This is a genomic window from Amycolatopsis roodepoortensis (assembly GCF_024628825.1).
In the GTDB taxonomy this organism is placed as follows: Bacteria; Actinomycetota; Actinomycetes; order Mycobacteriales; family Pseudonocardiaceae; genus Amycolatopsis; species Amycolatopsis roodepoortensis.
The window spans coordinates 5,872,943-5,890,506 of record NZ_CP102415.1 but is presented as its reverse complement, the minus strand read 5'-3'; the positions used below and the strand labels follow the sequence as shown (position 1 = coordinate 5,890,506).

At 65.9% G+C, this 17,564-nt stretch carries 14 protein-coding genes and 1 pseudogene; 1 reads left to right on the top strand and 14 read right to left on the bottom strand.

Annotation, left to right across the window (positions count from 1 at the left end):
• Positions 1 to 8: 8 nt before the first annotated feature.
• The 12 genes from NQK81_RS28090 to NQK81_RS28035 all read right to left on the bottom strand — a co-directional run bounded on the left by NQK81_RS28090 (position 9) and on the right by NQK81_RS28035 (position 14,382).
• The gene (locus NQK81_RS28090) at positions 9 to 1,274 is read right to left on the bottom strand and encodes an MlaD family protein (RefSeq protein ID WP_257483899.1); all 1,266 of its coding nucleotides are present in this window, start codon (positions 1,272 to 1,274) and stop codon (positions 9 to 11) included.
• Positions 1,271 to 2,599: an MlaD family protein gene (locus NQK81_RS28085; protein ID WP_257483898.1), complete on the bottom strand. Its 1,329-nt coding sequence runs from the start codon at positions 2,597 to 2,599 to the stop codon at positions 1,271 to 1,273. The genes NQK81_RS28090 and NQK81_RS28085 overlap by 4 nt, the downstream gene beginning before the upstream one ends.
• A 5-nt stretch (positions 2,600 to 2,604) precedes the next feature.
• A complete protein-coding gene (locus NQK81_RS28080) occupies positions 2,605 to 3,885 on the bottom strand; it encodes an MlaD family protein (protein WP_257483897.1) in 1,281 nt (426 codons plus the stop codon).
• Complete coding sequence (locus NQK81_RS28075) at positions 3,885 to 5,333, bottom strand: MlaD family protein (protein ID WP_257483896.1); 1,449 nt, start codon at positions 5,331 to 5,333, stop codon at positions 3,885 to 3,887. Before NQK81_RS28075 ends, NQK81_RS28080 begins: the two co-directional genes overlap by 1 nt.
• Positions 5,330 to 6,565, bottom strand: coding sequence for an MlaD family protein (locus tag NQK81_RS28070; RefSeq protein ID WP_257483895.1), 1,236 nt, complete (start codon positions 6,563 to 6,565; stop codon positions 5,330 to 5,332). Before NQK81_RS28070 ends, NQK81_RS28075 begins: the two co-directional genes overlap by 4 nt.
• A gap of 3 nt (positions 6,566 to 6,568) precedes the next feature.
• Positions 6,569 to 7,402 (bottom strand): ABC transporter ATP-binding protein, encoded by an 834-nt coding sequence (locus NQK81_RS28065; RefSeq protein ID WP_371878817.1) that lies wholly within the window; start codon positions 7,400 to 7,402, stop codon positions 6,569 to 6,571.
• A 37-nt stretch (positions 7,403 to 7,439) separates the two neighbouring features.
• Positions 7,440 to 8,312, bottom strand: coding sequence for an ABC transporter permease (locus NQK81_RS28060; RefSeq protein WP_257483894.1), 873 nt, complete (start codon positions 8,310 to 8,312; stop codon positions 7,440 to 7,442).
• A gap of 20 nt (positions 8,313 to 8,332) precedes the next feature.
• Positions 8,333 to 9,190: an MlaE family ABC transporter permease gene (locus tag NQK81_RS28055; RefSeq protein WP_257483893.1), complete on the bottom strand. Its 858-nt coding sequence runs from the start codon at positions 9,188 to 9,190 to the stop codon at positions 8,333 to 8,335.
• A gap of 111 nt (positions 9,191 to 9,301) precedes the next feature.
• Entirely contained in the window at positions 9,302 to 9,772 is a 471-nt protein-coding gene (locus NQK81_RS28050; protein WP_257483892.1) for a hypothetical protein, read from the bottom strand.
• Positions 9,773 to 11,491: 1,719 nt separating this feature from the next.
• The gene (locus NQK81_RS28045) at positions 11,492 to 12,811 is read right to left on the bottom strand and encodes an NAD(P)/FAD-dependent oxidoreductase (RefSeq protein WP_257483891.1); all 1,320 of its coding nucleotides are present in this window, start codon (positions 12,809 to 12,811) and stop codon (positions 11,492 to 11,494) included.
• Positions 12,808 to 13,011, bottom strand: coding sequence for a ferredoxin (locus tag NQK81_RS28040; protein ID WP_257483890.1), 204 nt, complete (start codon positions 13,009 to 13,011; stop codon positions 12,808 to 12,810). Before NQK81_RS28040 ends, NQK81_RS28045 begins: the two co-directional genes overlap by 4 nt.
• Before the next feature lie 63 nt (positions 13,012 to 13,074).
• Complete coding sequence (locus NQK81_RS28035; protein WP_257483889.1) at positions 13,075 to 14,382, bottom strand: cytochrome P450; 1,308 nt, start codon at positions 14,380 to 14,382, stop codon at positions 13,075 to 13,077.
• 118 nt (positions 14,383 to 14,500) lie between these two features.
• Between NQK81_RS28035 and NQK81_RS28030 the strand changes: the two genes are divergently transcribed.
• On the top strand, positions 14,501 to 15,106 hold the full coding sequence (locus NQK81_RS28030; RefSeq protein ID WP_257483888.1) for a TetR/AcrR family transcriptional regulator: 606 nt from the start codon (positions 14,501 to 14,503) through the stop codon (positions 15,104 to 15,106).
• Positions 15,107 to 15,133: 27 nt separating this feature from the next.
• Here NQK81_RS28030 and NQK81_RS28025 read toward each other — a convergent pair whose 3' ends face one another.
• Positions 15,134 to 16,594: a cytochrome P450 gene (locus NQK81_RS28025; RefSeq protein ID WP_257483887.1), complete on the bottom strand. Its 1,461-nt coding sequence runs from the start codon at positions 16,592 to 16,594 to the stop codon at positions 15,134 to 15,136.
• Positions 16,591 to 17,563, bottom strand: a pseudogene (locus NQK81_RS45585) (LLM class flavin-dependent oxidoreductase). Before NQK81_RS45585 ends, NQK81_RS28025 begins: the two are co-directional and overlap by 4 nt.
• Position 17,564: the final 1 nt, after the last annotated feature.

Here is a 17,564-nt window from a genome sequence, read left to right as displayed (position 1 = left end):
GCAGCCACCTAGCGGGGGGTCTGGCCGGACGTGGCGCCCACACCGGGAGTCCCCAGGCTGCTCGGGGTGAATTCGAGCAGGCCTCGCAGGATCCCTCCGTTGGCGTCGTGCAGGCTGGTCAGTGAGTTCGTCTGGTAGACGAAGGCGCCGAGGTCGTTCAGATACGGCAGTACGGCCGCAGTGATCGGGTTGAGCCTGCCGGTGACCTCGTGCAAATCCGGCAGTGTCCTGTTGAGATCTCCGACCAGTGGACGCAGGTCGCTGACGACAGGCTTCGCCTTCGACACGACTGGCTGCGCCTGGTCCACGGTGGCGCCTACTTGGTCCACGGCCTTCGTCAGCTTCGATAGCGAATCGGGGAGTTCGCCTGACGCCTTGCGCAGGTTGTCCAACGTCGGATCGAGCTGGTCGCTCAGCCCCACCACACTGCTCGTCGCTTCTTTGAGCTGACGCGTGAGGTCGGGTAGCTGCGCCAAAGACGCGTTTAACGGTCCACTCTGCGCGCCGGCGGCTCCGAGGGTCTCCTGCAGGCTCTTGGCAAGCGAGGACAGGCGGGCATCGTTCCCGCCGACGGACTTCGATATCTGGGCGAGGGCGGTCACCAACCTCGCCAATGTCTCCTTACGGGTCTGCAGCGCAGTCACCACCGGCTTCAGGTCGGTCGCGACCTGGCCGGTCGCCGACAAGCCGCTCGCAAGCGCTTGCGGCGCGTGGGCAAGTGCCACATCGGACTCGTTGACCAGCGACGTCAGCGCGTTCAGGGTGTTGTCGTCCAGGTGACCGAGCACTTCATCCACCTGGATCGGCCGCTGTGAGTGGCTCGCCGGGAGCGTCCCGTCCTGCGGGATCTCTTTTCCGGGTGGTCCGCCAGGAGCGATCTCGACGTACATCTCGTTGAGCGGGCTCTTCGGCCGAAGCACCGTGCGCGCATTGTCGTAGACCTTGTACTGCGGGTCGATCGACAGGGTGAGCAGCGCCTTGCCGTCGTCCGAGACGGAGGCCGAATCGATCTGACCGACCTTCACTCCGGCGATCCGGACCTCCTGGCCGTTGCCGGGGCTGACAGCGGGAGCGTTGTCGAACTCCGCCTTCATGATGAACCTGTCTTGCCACGGCCAGGTCGTGGTCCCGGCGCCTTGCTGGCTGATGATGTATCCACCGACCGACAAACCGAGCACCACAAGCACGGCGAGCGTGAGTACGTTCCGGCCGAGCTTCGGCTCGCTGCGGACGCGCTCCCAGGTCTTCTTGATCCGGCTCTGCTCGTGGGTCATCGCCCCTCCTGCTGCTGTCCGAGCCTCATGAGATTGCCGACGAGCTGTTCAAGGCTGATCGGCAGGCCACCGATGGTCCCGGGGCCGATCCCGGGTTCGAAACCGATCGACGCGCCGTTGCCGTCGGTCATCGACGACGCCCTGTCCACGTTCGACAGCATGTATCCGAGTTCCTGGTAGAGCGGCCGGTCGCCGAAGGTGCTCGCGTATGGTCCGGTTCCGCGGTACGGCGAGAGCACCGTCGACTTGATCGGTCCGTTAACCCGGTCGAGGACCGGTCCGCGTACGTCGTCGAGCACAGTGGTGAGCCCCTGTGCGGTCGGTACGAGGTCGCGGACGACCGGCCTGGCGTCGGTCAGCAGGTTCTTCAGGTCGTTCACCAACGGACGGGCCTTCACCAGCACCGGGTCCGCATGCTGCAGGGCGGTGTCGAGCTCTTCGGCCACCGGCCGGGCCCCGTCAGCGGTGTCCCGAAGCTTGGCCAGCGTGCCGTCCAGCCGGGACAACCCGGCGTTGGTCGAGTCCAGCGCCGCCGGCAGACCGGAAACCGTGCGGGACAGATCCGTCGCGCGATCTCCCAACACCGAACTGACCTTGCTGAGGTTCTGGACGATGGAATCGAGCTGGCCCGGCTCCCGCGTCAATGCCGAGGACGCCGACTGAAGCCCGGTCACCAGGTCGGTGAGGTCCTGGCGCGGCCGGGTCCCTTGCGCCGCGCGAAGAACGTCAGCAGCCGGGTCCAGCGTTTCCGGCGCGGCAGCGAGGAGTTGGTCGATGGCCGCGCGCCCATCCTCATCAAGGGTGGCGTCCAGGCTCCCGGTCGTCTTCTGCAGCGAGTTGAGCGTATTCGGCGGCAGCGCGCCGACGACCTTGTCAAGTTCGACCGGTACGCCCGTGCGTTCCTTGGGAATCCTGCTGGTGAAAACTCCCTTCTCCCCACCGGGGACGAGGTCGACGTAGTACCTGCCACCCAACACGGTGGCCGCGCGGATCACTGCCGACGGGGCGGTGCGGAGTTTGGCGGGCACGTCGTCGTCGACCTTCACCGTGACGTCGGCGGATCCGTCCACCGCTTCCCGGACGTCCACGACCTTGCCGACCGGGATTCCCGCGATCTTGACTATCGTGGCGTAGGGCTGGAGCCGGTAGTCACGCGCGAAGTTGATGGTGAACTCCGTGCCAGGACGTAGCGTGGTAAGGATCTGATCCTTGTTGAACAAGGCGATACCGGCCACGAGTGCCATGACGATGAACGCGGCTCCCAGCCGGAACGGCGTGCCCTTGCCCTTCGGACGCCAGCGCCGGTTCTTCATCCGCAAAGTCATCTTCCTCACCTCGGCCCCAGCAACGAGTTCTTCTTGTCGCGCGGTGCCTGCCCTGGTGTGGGATAGGCGTTGCGCGCGGTGACCGGGTCCTTCAACGCACTCAAGGCGCCGGTAAGGGACTCGGTGTTGAACAACGGATAGATGCGCAGCCAGTGGCCCGCCGCGTCGCCCTGGCCAAGCGCATTGGCCGCGTACGAAAACCATGACGTGATCTCCGGCGAGTACGGCGCGAGGATCTCGAGTGGTACGTGCGCCGAGCCGACTGCCGTGCGAACCGCCGGGGCCAACGGCCTCGCGTCGGAGAAGGTCTGGGTGAGCGCGCCGACCGCAGGCTCGGCCTGCCCAGCGACGCCGGGCACCTTGTTGAGCGGAGGAACACCCTCACGGAGCACGCCACGGACATCCGGAGTCGCCTTGCCCAACGCGTTAGCTCCTGGCTTCAGCGACGTCATGGCTGACTGGGCGTCAGCCAGCGGCCCCTGCAACGCCTGTAGCGCTCCACGGGTCTTCTCCAAGGTGTCAGGCGCCTTCTCTACGACATCCGCGAGCGGCTTTCCGCCGTCGACACCGACCGCGTCCAGCGTGGTTTTCAGCTGTCCGACCAACGCGGAGATCTCCTGCTGGCGGTTGGTGAAGCGACCGCTGAGGCTGTCCAGCGCACGCAGTGTCCTGGTCAGGTCCTTCCCATTGTCGATGGACAACGCCCGCGCCACCGTGCCGAGGTCAGGCAGTTCCCTGGGCAAGGCTCCGAGCGCGTCGCGGAGGTCCTGTTCGTGTCCAACCGCACCGCCGCCGGTCTCACGCAGCGTCTCCTGCAGAGCTTTCCGAGTCGGCTCGTCCAGCACGGCCAACACGTCGGAAAGTTCCTGCGCGCCTTCGGTTTTCGTCGAGGGGATGATGTCGTTTTCGCCGACCTCACCCGCGTCGGGTGTTCCCGGCGTGAAGTCGACGTACTTCTGCCCCAGTGCCGACCGCGCGCCGACAGAGGCAGTCACGGCCTTGGAGTTACGGTAAATCTGCTTGGTACCGTCGAACTTGAGCTCGACGATCGCTTGGTTGTCGACGAGGTCGATGTCGCCGACCTGGCCGACCCGCACACCGCCGATGCGGACGTCGTCACCGCCGCGCAACGCTCCCACGTCGTCGAAGGCGGCCCTCACGGCCGTCGTCGGCTTGCCGGGCAGGCCGTCGCTCGCGGTGATCGCGACACCGACCGACGCAACGAACAGCACAAGGACAACGAGTCCTATGAGCAGAGACCTCTTGCGGCCGACCATGCGCAGCATCACTGACCTCCACCGATGAGGAATTGCAGCACGCCGCTCTCTTGCTGCTGGCTGAGTCCGGTCACTCCTCCGTCGGATTGCTGCCCCGTCGCCAGCAGCCCGCCGAGGACTCCGCCCGGACCGGTGAGCCCAGGAAGGCTCGGCAACGGAAGGGGGAGTTCACCGTCTTGGGGTGGCGTGGCCGTACCGCCCTGAGGGACACCCTGTTGCGGAGGTGTCGGAGCTCCGTTCGGCGCGTTGAGGCCCGGCACGAGTCCCGTCAGCAGATCGGGATTGACGACGAGCATCGCCCGGAAGTAGTGGGAAACACCATCACGACCGTTGGTGGTGAGTGCCCAGTTGCGGATGAAGTTCAGCACGTTCCCGAAGTTGCTCGTCAAGTCGGTGACGATCGGGCGGGCGGCGCCGACGGCGGATCGCAGGTCCGGGCCGGCGGCCTTGAGCTGGTCGACTACCGGGCGAGCCTCGTCGAGCAGGCCCTGCGCCTTGACCAGGACCGGCTTCGCGCTGGCCAATGCCGGATCGAGCGACTCGGAGAACTTCTTGAGCTCATCGCTGATGGCGCTCAGGTTGTCCGTGGTCGGCCGGATCGATTGCAGGACGGGTGTCGTGGCCTGCGCGGTACCGGTCAGCTGCCCGAGTGTCGTCCGGGCCGCGGCCAGGGTGTCCGGCAGTTGCTTGAGGGTCGTTTCGAGCGCTGCGCGATTCTTCGCGGTGGCTTCCGTAGCGGTCTGCGCGGACGAGAGGAGACCATCCAGGGCAGCCCCGTTGTCCGTGGCCAAGGCTTGGGCCACCGGTTCGATCTTGTCGACCACGCTGGTGAGCAGTCCGTTTTGGTCCTTGAGGATCTTCGCTAGTCCATCGGTGTCCCGCATGGACGACGCGAGCGCCTGGATGGTCGCGTCGGCATTGCTGCCGTTTCCCCGCATGCCTTCGCCGAGCATGGTCACCAAGGCCGCCAGCGACTGCCCCGTGGGGTCGTCGATGGTGTTGAGGACCTGGTCGAGGTCGGTATACACGCTGGTCTGCTGGACCGGCAGGACGCCGCCGTCCTGGAGTGCAGGCGCCGAGGGTGTCCCGCGATCAAGATCGAGGTAGCGCTCGCCGAGGATGCTGACCGGCTTGAGCGTGACCTTGGCGTCGGTGTGCACCGGGAGAGCCGAGGGGTCCAGGCTCAGTGCGACCGCGGCGTGCTTGTCGCTGTCGACCGTCATGGCCGCCACCTGGCCGACGTTGACACCGTTGACTTTGACCTCGTTGCCCGGGATCAATGGGCTGGCATCAACGAACTTGGCGACGATCGTGATCTCTCCTGGCTGCCCCCTGTCCGCCGCGCCCATCGCACCGGCGGTCACACCGATACAAGCGACGACGACCACGACGAGGCCCCGGAGCCGAAATGACGCCGGACGCGATCGCCGGACCAGGTTGAAGGAATGCGTGCTCATCGGATCCCACTTCCGAACGCGTCGGTCCAGGGCTGGTTGACAGGCGATCCGGGCAACGGGGTCGGGTTACTGGTGAAGCCCGGCGGAACGATGCCCGGGTTGATGTTCAGGCTGGACGCGCCGGCCTGCACGTAAATCCGGCTGTAGTGGCCATTCGCGTCGTAGTTGGCGCTCGCTGAGCCCCAGTTGGACAGGAGGCCCGCCGCTTCGGGTGTGAACGGACGTAGGAAGCTCAACGCGGGCGTCAGACTGCTGACCGCCGAGTTCAAACCTGGCGCTGTCGCGTGTGCGGTATCGAGCAACCCCGGCGTGTAATTCAGCAGCGTTTGCGCGTAAGTCAGGGTCGGCCGTAACTCGGCCACCAACGGCCGCAGATCGGTCAGCAGCGGACGGAGGTTCTGGCTCACATTCGGCAGCTTCGCGGTCGCCGGTTCGAGATCCTTCAGCAGCGGCACTGCCTTTCGGACCGCATCGGGCACGCCGCCTAGCGTCTGACCCGCGGTCTGCAAGGTGCCCGGCATCTTCGCGAGCGCCGCGGCCAGTGCCGCATGCTGCTGTGCGGTGAGTGACGTCGTCTTCGACAACTGGTCAATCACCGTGCGCAAGTCAGCCTCACGGCCCGCAAGAGTCGAAACCATGGCGTCGAGCTGGGTGACCATCTGCTTGATGGCGGGCCCGTCACTGCCCAGGCCGCGCAGCACCTCTCCAAGCGCTTGCACGGCCGGGCCAGCCGACCGCACCGTTCGGTTCAGATCATCCTCGTTGCCCTTGACCGTGCTGTCGAGCCTGTTGATCAGCGAGCTCAGCCTTGCCCGGGTCGGCGGATCCAGTGCGTTGAGGACCTGGTCGAATTCCATCGGCACAGGCATGTGCCCCTCGATCATCCCGCCGTCGGGGATCACCGCGTTCCCTTCCGGTCCGTCGTTGATGTTCACCATCCGCTCACCGAGCGCCGCCTTCCACTCGATCCGCACCTTCGCGCCGTCGTGGAGGGGAACGTGATCACCTTCGAGAGCAAGCATCAGCTTCGCCTTGCCGCCCTCGACCGAGATGTCCGACACTCTGCCGACTTCGAAACCGTTGACCTGCACGGTGCCACCGGGAACAACGTTCGTCGCGGAGTCGAGGATCACGCCGACTTCGTAATCATCGCTGCTCATCGCCGCCACGGCAGCGGCCCCGCCACCCAGGAGTGCCACCGCGATGATGCCGACTGTCAAGACACGCTTCATGAGTCAGTCCATCCCCAATGGGCCCGCGGATTCACCGGCGAGGAACTGGCGAACGAATGGGTCGTCCGACGCGAACGCTTCCTCAGCTTCACCGTAGTGAACGACCTTTCCCTGCCAGATGAGACCGACATAGTCGCTGACCTTGCGCGCCGTGCGAATGTCGTGCGTGACGAGAAGGTATGTTCCCTTGTGCTCGCTGTGCATTTCCAGAATGAGGTCGTTGAGCAGGCTGGTGCGGACCGGGTCCAAACCGGAGTCCGGCTCGTCGAACAGCACGATGTCCGGGTTGAGCACCAGTGCCCTCGCGAAGCCGGCACGCTTTCGCATACCACCTGACACCTCGTTCGGCAGCTTCGTCACAGACTTTTCCAGGCCGACCTCGGTCAATCTGGTCATCACGATGTGCTCGATCTCGCCTTCGCTCATGTCTGTGTGCTTGCGCAGCGGGAAGGCGGTGTTGTCGTAGATGTTCATGGAGCCGAACAGGGCTCCGTCCTGGAACAGGACGCCGAAGCGCTTCCGAAGGGCGTAGCGCTCCTGTTCGCTGATCTTCCACAGGTCCTGGCCGAAAACGACGATCTCCCCCTCGTCGGGTTCGAGCAGCCCGACGAGGTGCTTCAGCAGGACGCTCTTGCCGGTGCCAGAAGGTCCCAGCACCGTCGTGATGGCGTCGTCGACGAAGTCGATGTTCATGCCGCGCATGACATGAAAGTTCCCGAACGCCTTCGATACGTTTCGCACTTCCATCGAGTGCGTCCGATCCGCAGGGCCGGCCAGCAGATGGCCACTGCGGGTGTGGATCCGCGTGGGCGCTTCGGCGGAGTTGGAAGTGGGCACAGAATTCTCCTCACGGGGCGAAGGTCCGGCTGACCGGTCAGTTGGCGATGGGCGCATTCGGTGCCAAGCCCCAGAAGAGCTGCGTTCCCAATACGCCGATTATATGTATGAGCACCATATTCAGCATCATCGACTTCGCGGTATTTCGCCCCACACCGACCGACCCGCCACTGGCGTTGTATCCGTAATAGCAACCGACGAAAATGATCGCCGTTCCCATGGCCATCACCTTGCACAGCGAGAAGAAGAGGTCCTGTGGATTCTGGTAGAGCCAGAAGATGAAGTTGTACCCGCCGGGCGAAACTCCGCCGAGCATTTTCACGGTGGTCAGGAACTCGCCGATGTACATGATCCCGAGACCCACCACATAGAGGAATGGCATCGCGATCCAGGCCGCGACGATACGACTGCCGACCAGGTAGCTTCTCGACTTGACCCCCATGACTTCCATGGCGTCGATCTCATCGGAGATGCGCATCGAGCCGATCTCGGCAACCAAGCCACAGCCGACTTTCGCCGCGAAGATGTAGCCCCACATATACGGAGCCATCTCCCGGATGGCGCACCAGGCATTGAAGATCCCCGAATAGAGGGGAACACCGATCTGCTTCAGCGTGTAGTTACCCTCCAGCCCGCACTGGTAACCGATCACGAACTGCATGAACCAGATAATGAGCCCGCTGGACAGGATGAGCACGCCACACTGGTGAAACACTTCGGTCGCGTAGTGACGAAGGTCAGGCAATGCCCGAATGGTCCGACCGGAGAACCTGGCAATGTCGCCACCGGTCTCGACTGCCGACTTGACCGAATTCGCCATTCCCTTGAACGAAACTTCAACGTCGGCCGGCTTCGGTGCCCCCTGCCGCTGCTTTTGGCCGACTCCGCCGTTCTGCGCAGACCCAGTCACGGTGTCCTCTCCCCGCCTCGTCATTTGTAGACCTGCATCTCGGGGTTGAGACCCAGCATGGTCGCGGTGAACACCGCATTGAAGATCCAGATCGCAGCGAAGGCGATCACCACAGCCTGGTTGACCGCACGTCCCACTCCGATCGGACCGCCACCGGTGTGCAAACCCTTGTAGCAGCAGACGACGCCGATGATCAGACCGAAGATTGTCGTCTTGAGAACACTCGCCCAGATGTCGGTCGTCGTCGCGTTGTCGAAAAAGCTTCCGAAGAACGCGCTGCTGTTTGCTTTGAGGATCGGCACGGCGGCGATATACCCACCCACGACGCCGAATGCCAGCGCCACCAGGTCCATCAGCCCCGTGATCAAGGTCATCGCGATCACGCGCGGCACGATGAGCGTCCGGACGGGGTCGACGCCCAGGACCTCCATCGCGTCGATCTCTTCACGGATGCGACGCGCACCAAGGTCTGCTGTGATCGCCGTGCCCATCACCCCGGCGACGACCATCGCGTTGATCCACGGCGCGAACTCGCGAACGCTCGCCATGATGAAGAACGACCCCAGCCGTTCGGGGATACCGAACAGGGAGAAGATATTGCCGCCCTGCAGTCCCGGAGCCCCGAGACCGAAAGCCGTGGTCGAGATGATCATCGGGAGCCAGCACAGCTTGAGCGTCTGGAACATTTGCTCACGAACTTCGCCCCAGTAACCGACGGGATGCCGGATGGCGGAGTACAGCACCTTGCCCATCAACTGCACCATCTCACCGGCCTGCTCCAGCGGACGCGCGACCGCGGAACCCAGACCGGATCGCCGACTTGCCTTCCGCCGCTCCCGACCTTTCGACCTGGGCGGTCCGGCTGTGTGCGTCGTCATCGGTGCACTCCTCGGTGGGATTCAAGTCAGTTCTGCGCGACAGGACTCATCTGAGGAACGAGGTTCCCGGCTTTCCGCCACGCCGCAGGGGCGGAATACGCCTTCCGGCCATCACCTGGAACTGCCGTCATCCCGCACACCACGTTTTCTCCTGCTGCGGACAAACCCGACCACAGCGCCGACCACCACGGCTGTTGCGGCCGTCAAACCGATCTGGACGGGGTCCCGGCCAGCCGGTACGAGCAACGACAACGGAAGTGCGAGTATGTAGCTGCACAGGGCAGCGACCGCGCCGTGCACGGCAGGGAGGCTCGCGGTTCCAATTCTTCGTGAGGCAACGGCGAATGCCGCCAAAGCGACCAGGGGAAGCCACACGCCGCCGAGAACCGGCACCACCATCACCGCCAGTGGCTGCGCGAGCCCGCCGATGACAAGAATGCTGAACCCGGTCGAAGCACCGCGGACCGCAACAGGCGCGTCGATTCGTTCAACCCAGGACAGTTGCCCTGCGAGACCCTTGGAATTGTCTCGGGTTGGCCTCATGCTGCTTCCGCCTTCGCGCCGATTTGCGATCTCGTGCACCTATCCGATGTGTGACCTCGGACAGTTTCAGCGGTGCGCCCCCTCTGCCGGGAATAGCGCCAGTGTGCGCACACGAATGATCTTGCAAAGCCACGTCGAGGCCAGCTGAGGGCTGCGCACGTTGGTTTCGGACGCACACCGGCCGGCGACGAGCTAGACCTCCTGCCCGTCGCGACCAGCGGGTCACGGGATTCCAAACCGGCTTGCCCCGGGGGTTCGACAATGAACACTGCGGAAGTATGTCCGCCCAGCGCTGGTCCATATGGGCCAACGGTGGCCCCCGAGGGCCAACTTCACATAGGTCCGCCTGTCGAGATCGCGGCGGGACCAAAAGGGTCACCAGCAGTAATTCTGGCGGCCTAGACCACTCCAATCGGGCAGACGCGTGCCTCTGCCGATCACGTGGCGTACGACACGGCCCAAGTCGCAAACTGTTGCCGAGGTCGAGTGCAACGCCAGCAATCCGGGACGGCGTACCGCGCACCGCGGGCTTCACACTAACTGCGCATGCCACGGTAAGAATCGATATGGACGCGGCCGTGTCAGACACCAGCCGAGACCATGGACCGTTTCGCACTCTCCACCTGACGGCAACGACATCACCGCGACGGCGGTGATGTCGTTGACCGATCATTCGCAGGGCCAACCATGTCTCCTCGCAGGGACGCGAATATGCCCTTGGCCGCCGAATACTCCCAGTAGGCGACCCAATGAGGTTCTGGTTCTGACCCACATTCGTGATCATCATGACCCGCGCTGCAGCGGCCGGGCGGCGGGGGCGCTGCGATCATGCTCGATCGTGGGTTGATCATGGCCTGGACGTGCCGTTTCCGCGTCTCGCGCAAGGAAGAGCAGGAAGGCGATTCTGCGGGAGCTAGTGTCGCGTGATCCTGTTTCCTTGCGTCCGATGTGGATCCACGTGATTCCTGGCAAGACGGAGAAAAGCCGCTTGTACTGGTTGTACCAGGGGTTTTCTCCGACGCAGCCAGGGGCCGCGTGGGCCGCAGCGACGTAAGGCAACAGGATCACGCGACACTAGGGCTGGCGAGGAGGCGGCGCACCGTTTGCCGTGTCGTGGATGTCGCTGAGTCGACCGCAATTACACATCGGCACAATTCGACAAGACGCCGAAATCGCTCACAATCCGACGATAGGCCAGACGCAGAGGAATCTGCGATTCAAACATCGTCGAATCGTTCTTTGCAAGACTAAGAATCAGCTTGCCCGCTGCACTATCTATCCAACGCGCCAGCATACAACAGCAGATATTGCACGCTATACCAAATTACACAACTACAGCCAGCGTCTCCACTCAGGACTCGAATATAAGACCCGCACGAGGCCCACGCCGAGGTTCTGGAACCGACAGCTCACAGCATGGAGTAAGCAACTAAGCAGCTGTCCGAAAACGCCGGTCCCGCAGATCGACGGCTTCGCACACCGGGTCCCGCGCCCGGACGCCCAGCGATTACTCGCACCGTCCGCGCGACTGGCTCGTCGCGACGGTTCCCTGCCTAGACTGGCTGCGGATGGCACCTACCAGATCTGAGTCTATTGGCAACAACCGGACTCACGAACGTGCGCGGTCTGCCGGTGCATCGCGTGCACCATCTCACCGGATCACCGTTCAGAATACCGCTTGGAATCCCACTCCGCTGTGTTGACACCGTCGACACGGTCGGACGGCCGTGCAGTTACAGACGAGCAGGGACATCTTGTTCATGTGGCTCGCGATTCAGTGCCGCGATCCAGCGGGGGCTTGTGAAGCTGCTGGTGGGTTAGCGTGGTGGTTTGGGTGAGTGCGTCTGCCCATGGGGTTCTCTGGGTGATGAGGCGGCGGAGTTTGGTGATGGCTCGGGGTTGGTTGACGGCGAGCGCCGCGGTGATGTGGTTGCTGTGGCGGTAGAGCACGGTGAATTGTCCGGTGTCGGGATCTCCGATGAGGGTGGACGGTTGGTCGGTGTGTGGGTCGCCGATGATTTGGATGCGGTGGCTGTACCAGTCGGACCACACGTAGGGCACGGGTTCGTAGCGGGTGGGTGCCGCGGTGGTGATGGCGTTGCGGGCGGCGTGGGCGCCTTGTTCGGCGGCGGCGGTCCAGTGTTCGAGCCGGAGGGTGCCCTCGCGTCGCGGATGGGGGAATCGTGCCAGGTCTCCTGCGGCGTACACCCCCGGTGCCGAGGTGGCGAGGTACGGGTCGCAGGCCACGCCGTCGTCGAGGGCGACGCCGGAGTCGGTGAGCCAGCCGGTGGCGGGGACGGCGCCGATTCCGACGAGCACGGTGTCGGCGGGCAGGACGCTGCCGTCGGACAGGTGCACCTGCTCGATGTGGCCGGTGCCGGAGAAGCCGGTGACCTGGACACCGCATTTGAGGGTGGTGCCGGCCTGTGTGTGCAGCCGGGCCAGTGCTGTCCCGGCGGTTTGTCCGACCGCGTGGGCCAACGGGGTGTCCTGGGTTTCGACGATGGTCGCGTGGATGCCGTGTTGGGTTGCTGTGGCTGCGACTTCCGAGCCGATGAAGCCTGCGCCGATGATCACCAGGTTGGTTGTCCGCGCGAGTGCGGCGCGCAGCGCCCGGGCGTCGTCGAGGGTACGCAGGTAGTGCAGGCCGGCGAGGTGGGTAGTGGTTGGCCACCGGCGTGCCGTGGCGCCGGTGGCGATGATCAACCGGTCGTAGGGCAGGCGTTGCTGGTCGCGCAGCAGGAGTTCCCGGCTGTCGATGTCCAGTCCGGTTGCCGTGACTCCGAGGCGGAGGTCCACACCGAGGTTCTCGCGTAGCTCGTCTTCTGCCATCAGGACGGTGGGGGCAGGGGGGTGAGCCTGCTCGTCGGGTTCGTGTGCGGCGGGGTGGTCGCTGCTGTGGGTGAGGAACGTTTTCGACAGTGGGGGCCGGTCGTAGGGTAGGTGTTCCTCGGCGCCGATGAGGATGATGGTGCCGGTGTGCCCGGCGTGGCGTGCGGCGCGCGCGGCACGCACCCCGGCCAGCGAGGCACCGACGATCACGAGTCGGCCGGGCTCGGGGGCCGCGTGGGCACTCATGACGGCGGGGCGTCTTCAAGCCGGAGCGCGAGTGTCGGGCATTGCTGCACGGCCTGCTCGATGACCTCACGCCGATCGTTGGGGGGCGGGTCCTGGAGCAGGTGTGCCAGTCCGTCGTCGCCGACTTCGAAGATGTCCTCGGCGAGGCCTTCGCAGACGCCGTGCCCGGTGCAGCGGTCGGGGTCGATGTGGATCTTCATCTGCTCCCTCCTTGATGTGGTGGCAGAAAGGGGTGGGTCGGGGCTGGCAGTCGGTGTCGACGGTCAGTGCTCTGGGGTGAAGCGGCAGGGCATGGACTTCACGGCGTGCAGGAAGTTGCCGGGGACCAGTCGCTGATCGCCGGCTTCAATGTCGGGTAGGCGGTGCAGTAGTTCGTCGAACAGCGCACGGAGCTGGGTGCGGGCGAGTTGGTTGCCGAGGCAGTGGTGGATGCCGCCGCCGCCGAACCCGATGTGCGGGTTGGGGTCGCGGGAGAGGTCGAAGCGCCACGGGTCGGTGAACACCCGCTCGTCACGGTTGGCCGAGGAGTAGAACATGACGACCTTGTCGCCGGCGGTGATGTGCTGGCCGTGTAGTTCGAGGTCGCGGGCGGCGGTGCGGCGGAAGGTCATGATCGGGGTGGCCCAGCGGACGAACTCCTCGACCGCGCCGTCGATGCGGTTGGCGAAGTCGCTCATCAGCCAGGCCCGCTGGTCGGGGTGGTCGGTGAGGGCTTTGAGCGCGTGGCTGGTGGACTGGCGGGTGGTGTCGTTGCCGGCGATGGTCAGCAGGGCGAAGAAGGCGCTGATCTCGTCGTCGGTGAGGCGTTCCCCGTCGATTTCGGCCTGGACGAGAGCGGTGATCAGGTCGTCGCCGGGGTTGCGGCGCCGGTGATCGGCAAGGTCGGTGATCAGGCCGTGCATGTAGTGCAGCGCCTGGAACAGTCGGCCGAGGACCTGTTCACGTCCGTGCCCGACGAGTTCGGGGTCGTTCCAGCCGGTGCCGACGGCGGCTTCGTGGGCGGCTTTCTGACGTTCACCGTCGGGCACGCCCATGATGTCGTTGATGTTGTGCATCGGCAGCAGGGCCGCGCACTCGGCGACGAAGTCGGCCTCGCCTCCGCTGTCCGCCCCTACGGCGGCGAGGTGGTCCACGACCATGCGGGCGTTGGCGCGGATCCGGTCGTTGATGCGGCGCATCTGTTTCGGGGTGAATGCCGAGGCCACGAGCCGTCGCATCTTGGTGTGCCGGGGCGGATCCATCCCGATGATCGACTGGGCGGCCTCGACGAGTTCGGGGGGCAGGCTTTCCATCAGGATGCCAGGCCCGGACAGGAAGTCCTCGTGCCGCTTGGTGACCTCGACCAGATCGGCGTGCCGCACGATCGCCCAGAACCCGTAATCCTCCGGGTCATCCAGCAACTGCTCCTCGAACGGGCGATGCCAGGTGACCGGCCGGTCGGCGCGCAGCGCGGCGAAGTTCGCGTCCCGTTCGGCCATGGTCGCCGACCAGAACCCCCGTGAGGACAGGTCCACCTCGTCGTAGGGGCGGTCGGGATGTCCGCTGGCGTTCCGGGTACGGGGCAGCGTCATGGCGGCACTCTCCTCAGATCGGCGTTGACACCCTCAAGGTTAGACAGTACGCGTCACATTGTCCATGGATCAGACATAAGGTCGTGGCTGGTCTACTGGTTTGACGACCGTGGGCGGCTTGTCTGAAGATGGTGGGGTGGTGAATGCGGGATTGTCGGGGCGGGCGCGCCAGTTGATGCGGGCGGACGCCCTCGATGTGGCGGAGGCGATCGTGCTGGATCGCGGGTACCGCGGGGTGAACATGCAGGAGGTCGCGGACCGGGTGGGGGTGGCCCGGCAGACGCTTTACAGCGAATTCGGCAGTAAGCAAGGTCTCGCGTCGGCGTTGGTGCTGCGGCTGACGGGCCGGTTCCTGGACGGCATCGAGCGGGCGCTGGCGGCTCATCCGGAGATGCGGGCGGCGTGGTGGGCGGCCGCCCGCTACACCTTCGACGCCGCTGCCGACAACCCGCTGCTCAAGGCCGTCCTGGTCGGCGACGGCAGCGGTGAGCTGCTGCCGCTGTTGACCAGCGAGGCCGCGCCGGTGGTGCGGGAGGCGACCGACCGTCTGGTGACAGGTGTATGTCGGCGTTGGCCCGGTCTCGATCATGCCGAGGTCGGCGTCGCGGCCGAGGCCGCGACGCGGCTGGCGTTGAGCCACCTGGTGTTGCCGCTGCACCCTCCGGATGTCGTCGCCGAGCACATCGCGGAGTTGGTGGTGCGGTTTCTTGGTCACCAGGGGTGACCCGAGGGTGGAGACGGGTGGCGCGGTTCAGCGTCGGGTCAGGTGGACGGGCAATCCGTCGGTGGGGATGGGTAGTGAGGTGTTGTCCCAGCGCACCCGGTAGCCATCCGGCACGCTCCAGTGGTGGGTGCGCAGCATCTCGTGCAGGATCGCCTTGACTTCGAGGGTGCCGAAATGCATGCCGATGCATTTGTGCACGCCGCCGCCGAACGGGATCCACGCGAAGCGGTGGCTCTGGTCCTCACGGCGGTGCGCGGCGAACCGGTCGGGGTCGAAGGTGTCGGGGTCGGTCCAGCATTCCGGCACGAAGTGGTTGATCGCAGGGGCGACCGCGACCAGGGTGTCGGCGGGGAGGTAGTGGCCGAGGATCTCGGTGCCGGTCACGGTCTTGCGCATCACCAGCGGTACGGGCGCGAGCAGTCGGAGTGCTTCCTTGATGACCAGGTCGAGGGTGTCCAGGCGCTCCAGGGCGTCGATGTCGGGGAGGTCGTCGCCGAGGGCGAGGGATTCCTGGCGGGCGCGGTCCTGCCAGTGGGGGTGGGTGGCGAGGTAGTAGGCGGCCGCGGTGGTGGTGATGGTGGAGGTGTCGTGCGCGGCCATCATCAAGAAGATCATGTGGTTGATGACGTCGTCGTCGCTGAACTGCTCGCCTTCGGGGGTGGTGGCCTGGCACAGCGCGGAGAACAGGTCCTCACCGTTGCCGGCGCGGGCGGCGGGCAGATGCTGGGCGAAGTAGCGCTCCAGGACGCGGCGGCCGCGCAGCCCGGCGCGGTAGCGGGTGCCGGGCAGGGGGTAGCGCACCAGGGAGCTGGCGGCGCGCACGGTGGCCACGAACGCGTGGTTGATCCGCTCACTGTCGGCCCCGTCCCCGCGGCCGCCCATGAACACCCGGGTCGCGATGTCCAGGGTCAGGTCTTTGAGCAGCCAGTACAACCGAACCGGGTGGGTGGTGGACCAGGTGGGCACGGTGGCGCGCACACAAGGTCCGACCTGCTGGGTGTAGCCGGCGAGGCGGTCGCGGGTGAAGGCGTGCTGCATGATGCGGCGGTGCATCTTGTGCTCGTCGAAGTCGAGCAGCATCAGCCCGCGGTGGAAGAACTGGTCGATCAGGAAGGTCCACCCAGCTTGGGAGAAGGCCTTGTCCTTGTTGGTGAGCACCAGCTGGGTCGCTTCGGGTCCGGCGACGGTGGCGATGCGGGTGCCGAAGGCACCCATCCAGGTCACGGGGCCGTAGCGGTCGTAGCGTTCGCGGGCGAAGTCGGTGCCGAACCGGATGTAGTCGAGCACGTGCCCGACCAGCGGCGCTCCGTAGTCGCCGCGGATCGGCCGCAGGTCGCTGCCTGAGGGTGGGGCGGCGAGGTCGGTGGCGGGCCAGCGGCGGCTGAACCGGCGCAGGGCGTCATCGACCGGCTGGGGTGCCGGTGCCAGTAGCACCGAGGACAGGCGCTGCCGGGCTGCCCGGGTGGTGCGCTCGATCAGGTGCGTCATCTCGGCTCCTCTATCGGTGGGGTGTGAGACGGGGCGAAAGTGTCGATCACCGCGGTGGTGGCCGATGGGCCGGCGAACGAGGGCGGGTAGAGCAGGGTGTGCTCGTACAGGCCCGCCCAGCGAGCATCGAACTGGGCCCGCACCTGGTCAGGGGTGCCGGCCAGGGCGATCGTGTCGATCATCTGGTCGGTGACGGCGGCCACCATCGCCTCCAGGTCTCCGGCCTTGTGGGCGGTGCGGATGGCGGCGGCCTCGTCGGTGAACCCGTGCAGGGTCATGATCGCGTCGTAGGTTTTGACCGAGGCGTAGAACGCGATCTGGGCCGCGGCGAGCCGGCGGGGCCCGTGTCGGGTCCGGATCGACCGCGCAGATCACGTAGCCCGCGACCGGCACCGGCTCGGTGCGTCCCGCCCGGTGGGCGCCGGCCTGCAGCGCGGGACGCACGGTGTGGCGCAGGTATTCGGGGGTGCACAGCGGATGGCCCACGAGCCCATCGGCGACCGCGCCGGCGGCGCGGACCATGCGGGCGTTCACCCCGGCCAGATAGAGCGGGATCGCCCGGCGTGTCGGCGGCGGCACCGGGGCGGTGGGCACGACGTGTGCGCGGTAGAAGCGGCCCTCGTGGTGCACCGGGCCCTCGTCCAGCCGCCACAGCTGGCGCAGCAGCGGTATCAGCTCCTCCGTCCGGGGCGCGGGATGCTCACCTGACAGGCCGTGCCAGTCCTGCTGCATGCGCCGGGTTCCGGTGCCCAGCCCCAGGATCAGCCGCCCACCCGAGAGCGTGTCGAGGTCCCGGGCCTCGGCGGCCAGCACCAGCGGGGTCCGGCCGGAACCGTAGGCGATCCCGGTGCCCAGCGTGATGTTCTCGGTCGCCGCGGCCATGGCCGCCACAGCCACCACCGCCGACCGGTCGTAGAAATCGGCCGCCCACACCGAGGCGAAACCCGCCCGCTCCGCCGCGGCGGCCATC

What these genes read in the sequence shown, in the direction of transcription:
- NQK81_RS28090 (WP_257483899.1), bottom strand. Translation starts at nt 1,274, where the DNA reads ATGACCCACGAGCAGAGCCGGATCAAGAAGACCTGGGAGCGCGTCCGC.
- NQK81_RS28085 (WP_257483898.1), bottom strand. Translation starts at nt 2,599, where the DNA reads ATGACTTTGCGGATGAAGAACCGGCGCTGGCGTCCGAAGGGCAAGGGC.
- NQK81_RS28080 (WP_257483897.1), bottom strand. Translation starts at nt 3,885, where the DNA reads ATGCTGCGCATGGTCGGCCGCAAGAGGTCTCTGCTCATAGGACTCGTT.
- NQK81_RS28075 (WP_257483896.1), bottom strand. Translation starts at nt 5,333, where the DNA reads ATGAGCACGCATTCCTTCAACCTGGTCCGGCGATCGCGTCCGGCGTCA.
- NQK81_RS28070 (WP_257483895.1), bottom strand. Translation starts at nt 6,565, where the DNA reads ATGAAGCGTGTCTTGACAGTCGGCATCATCGCGGTGGCACTCCTGGGT.
- NQK81_RS28055 (WP_257483893.1), bottom strand. Translation starts at nt 9,190, where the DNA reads ATGACGACGCACACAGCCGGACCGCCCAGGTCGAAAGGTCGGGAGCGG.
- NQK81_RS28045 (WP_257483891.1), bottom strand. Translation starts at nt 12,811, where the DNA reads ATGAGTGCCCACGCGGCCCCCGAGCCCGGCCGACTCGTGATCGTCGGT.
- NQK81_RS28040 (WP_257483890.1), bottom strand. Translation starts at nt 13,011, where the DNA reads ATGAAGATCCACATCGACCCCGACCGCTGCACCGGGCACGGCGTCTGC.
- NQK81_RS28035 (WP_257483889.1), bottom strand. Translation starts at nt 14,382, where the DNA reads ATGACGCTGCCCCGTACCCGGAACGCCAGCGGACATCCCGACCGCCCC.
- NQK81_RS28025 (WP_257483887.1), bottom strand. Translation starts at nt 16,594, where the DNA reads ATGACGCACCTGATCGAGCGCACCACCCGGGCAGCCCGGCAGCGCCTG.